Source organism: Staphylococcus sp. URHA0057 (assembly GCF_000620265.1).
GTDB classification, from domain to species: domain Bacteria; phylum Bacillota; class Bacilli; order Staphylococcales; family Staphylococcaceae; genus Staphylococcus; species Staphylococcus pasteuri.
In genome coordinates this window covers 1-11753 of record NZ_JHVS01000018.1, presented here as the reverse complement: position 1 = coordinate 11753, position 11753 = coordinate 1, and the positions used below count along the sequence as shown (strand labels likewise).

The following is an 11753-nucleotide window of genomic DNA, read 5'->3' as shown; positions in this document are numbered from 1 at the left end:
AGGATGGCATTATCAAAATAGAAACTATATTGAGTCATTAAAAGAACATGATGTATTTCAAAGTATGTCTAGAAAAGGAAATTGCCTAGATAATGCCTCAATGGAAAACTTCTTTGGGTTATTAAAACAAGAAATGTATTATGGACAATCATTTGAAACATTCCAAGAATTAGAACAATCTATTCATAAATATATCAATTTTTATAACAATACAAGAATTAAAGCAAAATTAAAAGGCTTGTCTCCTAAGCAATATAGGAAACAAACCTTTAAAATAGTATACTAAACCAGAGTACAACTTTTGGGGTTCAGTACAATGCTTGGCTAACTTTTAAAGTGCTTAATATAGGTTTAGGGGGTAAATCTATTAGTGATGATGCTCGTGCTCATCGTCTTTGACTTTAATCTTACTATCTAATGCTTTTTTAATATTTTTAATATTTTCTTTCATTAGGGATTGATAAGATAGTCCTTTTTCATTTTGTTGTTCTTTTGTTACTGATTCCATATTATTAAATTTCAATGGTTTAGCATCAGTTTCTTTTCGAATCGTTTCAGTGATTTTATTTGATACATTTTCTTCATATAAAATATATTCCACTTTATTCTTTTTAATTTCTTTTACTATGTTAGTTAAATCTTTTTGAGATGGATCTTCAGCACTCATATTTTGTACACCTACTTGTTTAAATCCATATCTATTAGATAAGTAACCTAAAGATTCATGTGATATAAATACTGCATTACCTTTTTTACCTTTAGTAGCATCTTTCATATTTTTATCAATATTCTCTAAATCTTTATTTAATTTCTTATAGTTCTTTTCATAATATTCTTTATGATCTGGATCTTTTTTCACAAGTTGGTCTTTAATTTCTTTAGCAAATGTTTGGTCCATTTTTGGATCTAACCAAATATGTGGATCATATTTACCATGATGGTGTTCTTCTTCTCCATGATGTGCCTCTTCACCCTCGTGATGATGGTGATCTGCTAATAAATCGTTCTTGCTAATTTTATCTTGTAGAGATAATTTTTTATTATCATTTTTGATTGTTGAAGCTACTTTTTTTGCGACTGGATCTAAATCATCGCCTGTATAGATGAATAAATCTGATTTAGCTGCATTCAACATGTCTTTTTGTGTTGGTTCATAACTATGTAAATCAGTACCTGCTGGATAAATTGATTTTACATCAACATGCTTTCCACCAATTTGTTCTGTAAACGACTTAAGTGGATATACCGTCGTGCTAACTTTGAGCTTATCTCCTTTGTTGTTAACACTATCGTTGCTGCAGGCTGCTAGTGCAAATATCATTAGAGGAATAAGAATTAATAAACTTAGATTTTTTTTCATATCGCTTCTCCTAAATAGTAATTATTACGATTAATGATTATATACCTTCTTTCTTTAAAAAACAAGTACCTGATTATACTTTTATATACTTATTATGTCTTTATGTATATTTAAATTTATTTATTCGAATACTCAATTTATTTTTGATATATAAAAAACTGCTAGCAAAGCAGGACGCTTTGTTAGCAGTTCAATATTAATTCTCTTTTAAGACTTTATCATATTCTTTGAAATGATATGGATCTTCAATTTTCTTTCCTTTTATAAATACTGTAGGTGCTGTAGAAATATGATGTTCTTTGGTATCTTTTTTATCTTTTAAAGCTGCTTTCCATGATTGACTATTCTTGGTTTTATATTCCTCTTTGATTTTCTCTTTTTGATCTGAGGTAATATTAAGATGATTAATTTGTTGGTCAACCACCTTTTCAGTAATCCACTGTTTCTTTTCATCTTTTTGGTGTTCGAACATTAATTTTTGAAATTCTAAATAAGATTTAGGGGCAATTTGTTGGACAGCATGCCCTGCTCGGGATCCTATAATTGAGTCTTTACCTAAAAATGCCATATTTACATATTTAATTTTAGCTTTATTTTTGTCTAAAAAATGGTCTTTAAGTTTAGGCATGACATTTTTCTCTACTTTTTTACAGTAAGGGCATTTAAAGTCACCATAAATGACGATAAGTGGTTTGCCATCTTTTGTTGCCTCGGGTGCTTTTTCTTGTTCTTTCCCGCAACCACTAATTAACACAACAATTAAACATGCGCTTATTATTCCTATTAACTTTTTCATTGTTGCTCCTTATAACTAATAGCTAATGCATATTTTCTTCTTTGTAATCAGGATCATGTTGTTGATAATAACCTTTTGAATTGAAATTTTCTTTATATTTAGCTTTCTTGCCTTTAAATTCATAAGTGTAGTAATGTACTTCTTCATCATCATTTAAAGGTTTATAAGCCAAAATGACATATTTCCCTTTATCGTACACATAGATGTTAGCGTCCTTTTTATCAAAGTGTTTAACTTCGTCGCCAGCATCTCTTTTAGCTATTTTTGATTGTTTCTTTTCTTGTAATTTAACTGCTTTATCAATTTTGTCAGTATACTTACCGCTACTACATCCAACTAATACAAGCGTCAATACAGCAATAACTGCCACTATCTTCTTCAATATATTCACTCCCGATAATATGAATCACTTTATATGAAATCTTGTTTTAAATCCGTGTCATCTTTCACTTTAAATTTTATCACAGAATTCATAGCATCACAGTAATAATTAACGTAAAAATAACGTTTTTAAAGGATTTTTTTAATTTAATTAAATACTTAGTATTTGTTATATCATACAAAAGTATGACGCTATTTTTTATGTTATGATGTGTAATGATTGCAGGAATTTGATAATATAAATATTAACGATTCATTTAATAGTTCTATTTCTAGAGGGGAAGATATATATTGAAATTTGTTAACTTAACATCAGAGGAGTTCGGTAAATTTACAGCCGAACATTTATCACATTATACACAATCAAGTATCCATTACGATAATCGTAGTGAGATGAAAGGAGACGTCCATCTTGTCGGCGTAAAAGACGATCAAGATGAAGTTATCGCTGCTTGTCTTTTAACAGAAGCACGTACGTTAAAATTCTTTAAATATTTTTATACACACCGAGGACCAGTGATGGACTTCAAAAATTTATCACTTGTTCGTTTCTTCTTTAAATCTTTAACATCATATTTAAAAAAACACAATTGTTTATATGTACTTGTTGACCCATATATTCTTGAAAATGTTAGAAATGCTGACGGTGAAATTTTAACATCTTACGATAACCGTGCATTTGTTAAAACAATGGAAGACCTAGGTTATAAACATCAAGGTTATACTGTTGGATATGATTCAATGAGTCAAATTCGTTGGCTTTCTGTATTAGATTTAAAAGATAAAACTGAAGATCAATTGATGAAAGAAATGGATTATCAAACACGTCGTAATATTAAAAAGACTTACGAAATGGGTGTTAAAGTAAGAACGTTACCTATTGAAGAAACAGATACGTTCTTTGATTTGTTCAGAATGGCAGAAGAAAAACACGGTTTCAAATTCCGTGAAAAACCTTATTTCGAAGAGCTACAAAAGACATACGAAGATCAAGCTATGTTGAAACTTGCTTATATTGATTTGCAAGAATATCTCACTACTCTAGAAGATAAACATAAAGAATTATCAAAACAACTTCAAGAAGTAGAAACAGCGTTACAAGAAAATCCTAATTCTAAGAAAAACAAAACGAAACATACTCAAGTTAAACAACAACATGATAGTAATGAAAGAAAAATCAATCAGACAAAAGATGAAATTGCTCAAGAAGGCCAAGTATTGAATTTAGCTGCTGCAATATATATTTATAATGACCATGAAGTATATTATTTATCAAGTGGTTCTAATCCAAAATATAACCCTTATATGGGTGCATATCGTTTACAATGGGAAATGATTAAATTCGCTAAAGAACATAACATTGATCGCTATAATTTCTATGGTATCACTGGCGACTTTAGTGAAAATGCTGAAGATTTTGGTGTGCAACGCTTTAAAGAAGGCTTCAATGCTGATGTCTATGAATATATTGGCGACTTCATCAAACCTATTAAACCAGTATTCTATCAAGTAAAAGAACTTCTTGAAAAAAGAAAATAGCACGTTTATTTCCAACTTAATAACATATAAAAACCCAGTGAAATTAAATTCACTGGGTTTTCTATATCGTCATTTATTGTATTACATTTAAAAAGCGTTTAAGTTCGTCCGTTTTCGGATGATTGAAGATATCTTCTGGGGAACCTTGTTCACCAATTTTACCTTCATGAATAAACACTATTTGATTTGAAACTTCTTTCGCAAATCGCATTTCGTGAGTGACAATAACCATTGTCATACCTTCTTGTGCTAAATCTTTAATAACTTTCAACACGTCATTAACAAGTTCAGGGTCTAATGCTGATGTTGGTTCGTCAAACAACATCACTTTAGGATTCATAGCTAATGCTCTTGCTATCGCTACACGTTGTTGTTGTCCACCAGACAATGCATGTGGTCGTTGATCTTTAACGTGGGTTAAACCAACTTTTTCAAGTAAATCTAACGCTTTATTTTTAGCTTCTGATTTACTTTGCTTTTTAACTGTGACTAAACCTTCCATCACATTTTCTAATGCTGTTTTGTGCGGAAATAGATTATAACTTTGAAATACCATTCCAGATTGTTTTCTAACTTCTATTTGTGACTTTTTATCCTTTTCAGTGTATGTCTTGCCATTTACATAAACTGTTCCTTCAGTAGGAATTTCAAGTGCATTCATCATACGTAAAAGAGTCGTTTTACCTGAACCGGAACGTCCAACTAATGTCACAACTTCGCCCTGATCTACTTTTAAATCAATACCTTTAATCACTTCTGTTTGATTAAATGATTTATGAATATTCGATAATTCAATCATGAGCGATACCCTCTTTCAATGTATGATTCATAAAAACTTTGGATTACAGATATAATGAAACAAATTACCCAATACATTAATGCAACAAGAATATAAATTGTTAAATATTCATAAGTTGTTGAAGCTACTTCTTGAGCTTTACGGAACATTTCAGCCACTAAGATAAATCCTAATAGAGATGTATCTTTAATTAGGCTTAAGAACGTATTACCTAGTGCAGGGATGGAGACTCTTATCGCTTGCGGTAAAATAATACGTTGCACAGTTTGGCGGTAATTCATTCCGATTGAATATGCCGCTTCTGTTTGACCTTTTGGTATAGAAATAATTCCGCCACGAATGATTTCTGATGCATATGCACCTACATTGAGTGACAAACCAATAATTGCTGCTACAACAGGAGCTAATGTCCATTGATTATCAGCATCATTGGTTATTAATCTGCCTAATTCCGGAATACCATAAAATATAATAAATAATTGAACAATCATCGGTGTACCACGAATAATCGATACATAAACTCTTGCTACACCTTTTAAAAATTTACTTGTAGAGATACGCATTAATGCTGTAAATAAGGCAATTATTAAACCTAATACGAATGTAACAAGTGTAATCGGGATAGAATATTTAACTAACCCTTCTAACATTGGTCCAAATGCTTGCTTTGCAGCGTCTAATGCATGAAGTTGCTCACTATTCAGGTTTAGAGACATCTTGACCAAACCATTTCTTACCTATTTTTTTAAGTTCGCCACTCTCTTCGATTTTTTTCAATCCATCGTTGAATTTTTGAACTGTTTTATCATCAACTTTTTTAGAGAAGGCAAATGCTGATTTATTTTTCTCTGCGTCACCTTTGATTGCTTTGATTTTAGCATTAGACTTTTGTTTTTTATAATCTAAATAAGATAGGCTATCATTAAATGTAGCATCTACACGTTTAGATAATAATAAATCCATAGATTGGTTAAAACCATCTACTTTAGTAATTTTAGCACCTTTATCTTTTGCTAATTGACCGTAATTAGAAGTAAATGTTTGTGCTAATTTTTTACCTTTAACATCATTAAAAGATTTAATATTCTTTTCGTTATCACGAACTACTAACACTGCGCTTGAATAAGTATATGGATTAGAGAATTTATATTTTTTCTCTCTATCTTTATTAATACCTACTTGGTTAGCTATAACATCAAAACGACCTGCGTCTAATCCAGCAAACATAGAATCCCATGATGTTTCATTAAATTTTAATTTAAGTCCTTCTTCTTTAGCTACTGCTTTAATAACGTCGATATCATAACCAGTTAATTTGTCTTGTTTATTGTGGAACGAGAATGGTGCATATGTACCTTCTGTACCCACTTTAATCGTATTATCATCTTTACTGCTTGATTTACTGTCTTTACTAGAATTATTACCACATGCTGCTAGTACGAATACTAATGCAACGACACAAAATAATAGTCTTTTCATTAAACATTTCTCCCTTATCCTTATTATTCTAATCGGAATAAAAATATTTTAATCCTTAATGGGTGTGAAGTCAATAACTTGTTTCGTGATTCTTACTGTCATTTCAACTTTCAACCACTTATTTATCATTTGGAGTTTGAGCATTTCTTTTTAACATAAACGAACATAAGAAACTTACTATTGTAATAATAACTGCAAATAAGAATCCAGCATGATAACCATGTAACATTGTATCTATTTTAATTTGACCTAACATTTCACTGCGTTTCATACCATCATAATCACTCATATTAGGCGTATAGTTTTTACTAGCTTGGCTTAAGATTGTAATTAAGACTGCTGTCCCTATTGAGCCGGCAATTTGTTGAGCTGTATTCGTCATAGATGAACCATGTGCATTCATTTCATATGGCAATTGATTCATTGTATGTGTCATGACAGGCATTAAACCAAGCGCAATACCAATCATGCGTATACCATATACCGTTGCCAACATTGTCGAACTTGTATTTTCATCCATCACAACAAAGTAAGTAGTTGTGATGACTACAATTAACATACCTATTAATGCTAAAGGTTTAGCACCAAATTTTTCATAAAGTGATCCTGAAGCAAATGACATAATTGCCATTACAATTGCACCAGGTAATAAAATTAAACCAGAATCTAGAGGCGTACGATTTAGTAAGTTTTGGACAAACATAGGTAAAACAGTTTCTGAACCAATCATTGAAATCATCGTTACTGCCATAATTAAAATACCAATTGCGAATTGTGAATTTTTGAAAACATCAAAGTTTAACAATGGGACCTCGAGTTTTGATTGTCTCCAAATAAATAACACAACTAAAATAACGCCACCAATAATAGTGGTTAATACAATTGGATCGTTCCAGCCATCGTGTGATATAGAACTAGTACCATACAGTAAGCCTCCAAATCCTAAGACAGACAATATGATAGACAATACATCAATTGGGGCCTTAACAATTTGTCCTACATTTTTAACTGTAAATATTGCGATAATAAATACGAGTGCCGCGATAGGCGCAACAACATGGAATAATGATCTCCAGTTAAAATATTCAACTAAATATCCTGATAAAGTGGGACCAATTGCCGGTGCCAAACCAATCACTAAACCAAACATCCCCATATACTTACCGCGTTCATGTGGTTCAAATATATTTAAAATACTAGTCATCATGAGGGGCATCATGATACCTGAACCTAACGCTTGAATAATTCTTGCAATTAATAAAATAGTGAAATTAGGACTAAATCCACCTAATATTGTTCCAATAAAGAATACTAAAATAGCTATTAAGAAGACCTGTCTAGTGGTATATCTTTGAATAAATAAAGCTGATAGTGGAATGACTATGCCGTTCGTTAATAAAAAGGCGGTTGTCAGCCATTGCACTTGTGAATATTGGATATCAAAATCTTTCATAATACTAGGTAGAGCTGTTGTTAATAATGTTTCATTTAGTAAACCAAAAAAGCCGCCTAGTAACATCGTAATAATCATTACCAATTTTGCTTTAAGTGTCACGTTAATTCCTCCTTACTTTCCTTTTCAATTATCACAACATTATACATAAGTTATATGCAATATGCATTTTATTAGTTTAAAATTAATTTTTTCTTACAAATCGTAATAATTACTATTTAAATTTTCGAAACTTTAATTCATAATATTACTATATAAAGGAGGTCATTTTATGAAAACTGATTTACAAACTGCACGCCGTAATTTGAACAGCCCAAACATTAAAACGAGAAAACGTGCTTTAAAAATTATTAAACAACATAAAAAAATAAAATAATTAGACATATCTGTTTTTGCAATGCTCATATATTTAATTTCTAATCATACTAAGCATCAAGTTAGATAATAAAATGCTTAAATTCTTATTTAAATTACTCCACAAAAAAGGTCACTTATTGATGCTTTTCAACATCAGTAAGTGACCTAATTTTTTATTTTATAAGTAATATTTATCTTTAACTTCTAAATCATCAGTCAATTCGTAAACAAGTGGTGCACCTGTTTTAATTTCATAACCAATAATATCTTCATCAGAAACATTTTCTAAATATTTGATTAATGCTCTAATGGAATTACCATGAGCTGAGACAAGTACAGTATTACCATCTAATAAATGTTGAGATATTTGATCTGTCCAAATAGGCACCACACGTTCTAAAGTATCTTTTAAACTTTCAGAATATGGCATCATACGATGATCTAAATGACGATATCTTCTATTTTTTAGGTATTCATTACGTTGTTCTTCACTTTCTGCTGGTGGCTGTACATCATAAGAACGTCTCCATTGATGAACTTGTTCTTCACCGAATTGCGCTTTAGCATCGTCTTTATTTAACCCTTGTAACGCGCCGTAATGACGTTCATTCAAACGCCAGCTTTTATTAACAGGAATCCATTGTTGTTCAGATTGAGCTAAAATATGTTGTGTTGTTTCAAGTGCTCTTGTTAATAATGAAGTATATGCAACATCTATTTCTAATTGGTTTTCTAATACTTTTTTACCTGCTGTAGTCGCTTCTTCAATTCCTTGTTCAGATAATTTCACATCTGCCCAACCAGTAAATAAATTTTTCGCATTCCATTCACTTTGACCGTGACGACATAATATAAGTTTTGGCATAATTTAACACCTTCCTATTTATATAACGAACTAACTTGGATGTTAGTTGATACAATTAATGATTTAAATATAAAATAGATGACATTCATTACTAAATGATGACATGATTCTATTTATATTTTTACTGTATATCTTTATTATAGAACGCACTTGTAGATTTTCAATCAATAACGTTTGCTTTAGCTTTTGTAACTTTTGAAATATTCCTTTTTAAATTTGAAATGCTTGTATTCTAACTAAAATGTGTGTCATTACCTTTTTATATTCATGTAACCTATGCAATACCTTTAGATGATATAGTATGAACACACCTTAAGAAATCAACACATTCAAATATGAACAGACACATATCCTTGGGATTATTTTTTAAGTCTGATTGAAATCACACACTAAAGGAGTTAACTATTATGAAAAAATCAATATTAGCAATTATCGCTACAGTTTCTATAGGAGCAACAGGTTTAGAAGCGCATCAAGCACATGCAGCTGAAAACAATCAACCTTCACAATGCTCTCCTCAACAAAATCAATCGTTTGGTAACCAACAACAAGATAAGTCTTCATCAGTTTCTTCAAATTACCAAACAACTCAAACGTCTACACAAAGCACTAGTTCGGAGAGTAAATCATCATCTAGTGAAGATTCATCATCAAGCAGTGAATCATCAAGTGATGTCTATAAAGAATTTATAGAAGCAGGTGGCACAAAAGAATTATGGGATAGCGTAGTAATGCCAGAATCTGGCGGTGATCCAGATGCTTCAAACGGACAATATCATGGTTTAGGTCAAACGAACCAATCATGGGGCTATGGTTCTGTAGCTACTCAAACTAAAGGTATGATTAACTACGCAAAAGAACGTTATGGTTCAATTGATGCAGCTATTTCTTTCCGTGAATCAAACGGTTATTGGTAAGATTGCTTTATATAAATAATAACAAGCGCCAAACAGAAATCGACGTTGATTTCTGCTTGGCGCTTATTTTGTTTAAATTTCTATACTTAATTATGTATCTCATTACTTAAATTATCATTCATATTAGGTTCAGGATGTACATATACAGAAGAAATTCCCTTCTCATGTAGATGATCTTCAACTTTATCGCAAATTAAATGTGCTTGACTAATAGATAAATTGGGCTCTACCACTATCGTAACGTCTAAGAAAATACTACTTCCATGATAACGTCCCTTAATACTTCTAACATCTAACACATCGTCCACTTCTAATATATCATTTCTGTATTCTTCCAAATCTTTTTCATTAAATCCATCACTCAATGTAAAAATAGACTCTCTAAAAATTCCAAATCCTGTATAAATAATAAGCAAACCTAGTAAGGTTGCTAAAATAATATCCACGATTGGAAAGCCAATCTGAGTGAAAACCAAACCAATTGCTGTACCTATACTAACTAAACTGTCAGATAAATTATCTTTAGCGGCTGATTTTAGTGAACTACTTTTGGTTTTCTTTGCTAATTTTTGATTCACTAAAAATACACCTAGCATGATTAAACCACTTATAATACTTACTAAAATTGTAATTGGACTCGGTACATTTTTATCTTGTGTTAGAAGCCTTGGCGCATTTTCAATAACAACTTGTATACCTACAAACATGATTATAAATGAAACCAACAATGTAGATATATTTTCTGATTTTAAATGGCCATATGGATGGTTTCTATCAGCTGGTTTAATTGATATTTTTAATCCAATAATCACAGCAATAGAGACAACTATATCTGTCATATTATTTAATGCATCGGCTCTCACGGCAGCTGAATTAAAAACGAATCCTGTAACATATTTTGCTATAGATAATATGATATAAACGACTAAACTTAAATATGCACCTCGTTGTGCAATCTTTAAATTTTCATTTTGAGACATGACCTTTGACCACCTTGAATTCCTTTAGTAATCATAGTATGAATCATAAAAAATATTTTTACAACGTTTTTTAATTTCTATATTTTTTATATAATTAAGCTAATTATTTTTTTAGACTTCCCTAAAAAATTAACTCTTTTCTATAGAATAAACACCATAGGGTAACATCAAGATCCAGTTAAGAAAAAGTATCCGAAACATTAAGTTTTTGGACAAGTGGAAAAGAGTGATTTTTATTGAAATAATATAGAAATTGTCTTTTTCATTATTTTTTAGTCTTTTAATATAAAATTACATATAAATACGTAGTATTTATGGCAAGACTCCCGAGGGAACAGTACTAGTTGAAGACCTTAGAAATTCTCACAGATTTATCTGTGTAGTATTTCTGGCTGAAACTGTACCATGGGAAGGGACCCAACACAGAGAAACTGATTAAATCAGTTTCTACAAGCAAAGCAAGTTGGGCATAGCGTAGCCATACAATACGAAGTATTGACAAAAAGAAAGCACTAAGATGATGAAAATGATGTGCACCCCAAAAGTTGGACTGAAAATCTAACTTTAGGGGGTGCATTTTTTATGGGTAAACATTATAAATTTGAAATCAAATTAAAAATAGTTCACGAATATTTAAATAGTAGTTTAGGATATAAGAGATTAACTAAAAAATATAATCTTTCTCATCATTCTTTACTTCAAAGATGGGTTAACCAGTATTTGGAATCGGGCCCAGAAGGATTAGATAAAAAAATGAAAAATAGCTCATATACTAGAGATTTTAAAGTATCTGTTTTAAGATTTAGACAAGAAAATCAATTGTCTTA

Annotated in this window: 13 protein-coding genes and 1 pseudogene; 5 read left to right on the top strand and 9 right to left on the bottom strand. The window is 30.7% G+C overall.

Annotated elements, in window-relative coordinates:
- On the top strand, positions 1 to 286 hold a 286-nt coding region (locus tag N524_RS0109185), incomplete at its 5' end, for an IS3 family transposase (protein ID WP_029056310.1).
- Between the two features lie 84 nt (positions 287 to 370).
- Here N524_RS0109185 and N524_RS0109180 read toward each other — a convergent pair.
- From N524_RS0109180 to N524_RS0109170, 3 genes and pseudogenes are all read right to left on the bottom strand, one after another.
- Positions 371 to 1360: pseudogene (locus N524_RS0109180) on the bottom strand (metal ABC transporter solute-binding protein, Zn/Mn family); the annotation flags it as partial.
- A 196-nt stretch (positions 1361 to 1556) separates the two neighbouring features.
- Complete coding sequence (locus tag N524_RS0109175; RefSeq protein WP_029056308.1) at positions 1557 to 2156, bottom strand: thioredoxin domain-containing protein; 600 nt, start codon at positions 2154 to 2156, stop codon at positions 1557 to 1559.
- Positions 2157 to 2178: 22 nt separating this feature from the next.
- Positions 2179 to 2538, bottom strand: a complete 360-nt coding sequence (locus N524_RS0109170) for a DUF4467 domain-containing protein (RefSeq protein WP_017637722.1) — start codon at positions 2536 to 2538, stop codon at positions 2179 to 2181.
- A gap of 290 nt (positions 2539 to 2828) precedes the next feature.
- On the opposite strand from N524_RS0109170, the gene N524_RS0109165 reads away from it, so the two are divergent.
- A complete protein-coding gene (locus tag N524_RS0109165) occupies positions 2829 to 4076 on the top strand; it encodes an aminoacyltransferase (protein ID WP_029056307.1) in 1248 nt (415 codons plus the stop codon).
- Between the two features lie 73 nt (positions 4077 to 4149).
- Here the strand turns inward: N524_RS0109165 and N524_RS0109160 are convergent, their stop codons facing one another.
- The 4 genes from N524_RS0109160 to N524_RS0109145 all read right to left on the bottom strand — a co-directional run bounded on the left by N524_RS0109160 (position 4150) and on the right by N524_RS0109145 (position 7909).
- Positions 4150 to 4875, bottom strand: coding sequence for an amino acid ABC transporter ATP-binding protein (locus tag N524_RS0109160; protein WP_017637720.1), 726 nt, complete (start codon positions 4873 to 4875; stop codon positions 4150 to 4152).
- Positions 4872 to 5591, bottom strand: a complete 720-nt coding sequence (locus N524_RS0109155; RefSeq protein WP_017637719.1) for an amino acid ABC transporter permease — start codon at positions 5589 to 5591, stop codon at positions 4872 to 4874. Before N524_RS0109155 ends, N524_RS0109160 begins: the two co-directional genes overlap by 4 nt.
- Positions 5572 to 6354, bottom strand: a complete 783-nt coding sequence (locus N524_RS0109150; protein WP_017637718.1) for a transporter substrate-binding domain-containing protein — start codon at positions 6352 to 6354, stop codon at positions 5572 to 5574. The genes N524_RS0109155 and N524_RS0109150 overlap by 20 nt, the downstream gene beginning before the upstream one ends.
- 118 nt (positions 6355 to 6472) lie before the next feature.
- Positions 6473 to 7909 carry an MDR family MFS transporter gene (locus N524_RS0109145; protein ID WP_017637717.1) on the bottom strand — a complete coding sequence of 479 codons (1437 nt, stop codon included), beginning with the start codon at positions 7907 to 7909 and terminating at the stop codon, positions 6473 to 6475.
- Between the two features lie 169 nt (positions 7910 to 8078).
- On the opposite strand from N524_RS0109145, the gene N524_RS13460 reads away from it, so the two are divergent.
- A complete protein-coding gene (locus N524_RS13460) occupies positions 8079 to 8183 on the top strand; it encodes a putative metal homeostasis protein (RefSeq protein ID WP_017637716.1) in 105 nt (34 codons plus the stop codon).
- A 159-nt stretch (positions 8184 to 8342) separates the two neighbouring features.
- On the opposite strand, the gene N524_RS0109135 is transcribed toward N524_RS13460, so the two are convergent.
- Positions 8343 to 9029, bottom strand: a complete 687-nt coding sequence (locus tag N524_RS0109135) for a 2,3-diphosphoglycerate-dependent phosphoglycerate mutase (protein ID WP_029056306.1) — start codon at positions 9027 to 9029, stop codon at positions 8343 to 8345.
- Between the two features lie 407 nt (positions 9030 to 9436).
- On the opposite strand from N524_RS0109135, the gene N524_RS0109130 reads away from it, so the two are divergent.
- The gene (locus tag N524_RS0109130) at positions 9437 to 9946 is read left to right on the top strand and encodes a hypothetical protein (RefSeq protein ID WP_029056305.1); all 510 of its coding nucleotides are present in this window, start codon (positions 9437 to 9439) and stop codon (positions 9944 to 9946) included.
- Between the two features lie 86 nt (positions 9947 to 10032).
- On the opposite strand, the gene N524_RS0109125 is transcribed toward N524_RS0109130, so the two are convergent.
- Positions 10033 to 10926, bottom strand: coding sequence for a cation diffusion facilitator family transporter (locus N524_RS0109125; protein WP_017637713.1), 894 nt, complete (start codon positions 10924 to 10926; stop codon positions 10033 to 10035).
- Positions 10927 to 11508: 582 nt separating this feature from the next.
- Between N524_RS0109125 and N524_RS0109120 the strand changes: the two genes are divergently transcribed.
- The coding region (locus N524_RS0109120) for a helix-turn-helix domain-containing protein (protein ID WP_029056304.1) at positions 11509 to 11753 on the top strand (245 nt) is incomplete at its 3' end.

Coding starts and splice junctions, on each gene's coding strand:
- N524_RS0109125 (WP_017637713.1), bottom strand. CDS start 10,926: ATGTCTCAAAATGAAAATTTAAAGATTGCACAACGAGGTGCATATTTA.
- N524_RS0109150 (WP_017637718.1), bottom strand. CDS start 6,354: ATGAAAAGACTATTATTTTGTGTCGTTGCATTAGTATTCGTACTAGCA.
- N524_RS0109135 (WP_029056306.1), bottom strand. CDS start 9,029: ATGCCAAAACTTATATTATGTCGTCACGGTCAAAGTGAATGGAATGCG.
- N524_RS0109175 (WP_029056308.1), bottom strand. CDS start 2,156: ATGAAAAAGTTAATAGGAATAATAAGCGCATGTTTAATTGTTGTGTTA.
- N524_RS0109160 (WP_017637720.1), bottom strand. CDS start 4,875: ATGATTGAATTATCGAATATTCATAAATCATTTAATCAAACAGAAGTG.
- N524_RS0109130 (WP_029056305.1), top strand. CDS start 9,437: ATGAAAAAATCAATATTAGCAATTATCGCTACAGTTTCTATAGGAGCA.
- N524_RS13460 (WP_017637716.1), top strand. CDS start 8,079: ATGAAAACTGATTTACAAACTGCACGCCGTAATTTGAACAGCCCAAAC.
- N524_RS0109155 (WP_017637719.1), bottom strand. CDS start 5,591: ATGTCTCTAAACCTGAATAGTGAGCAACTTCATGCATTAGACGCTGCA.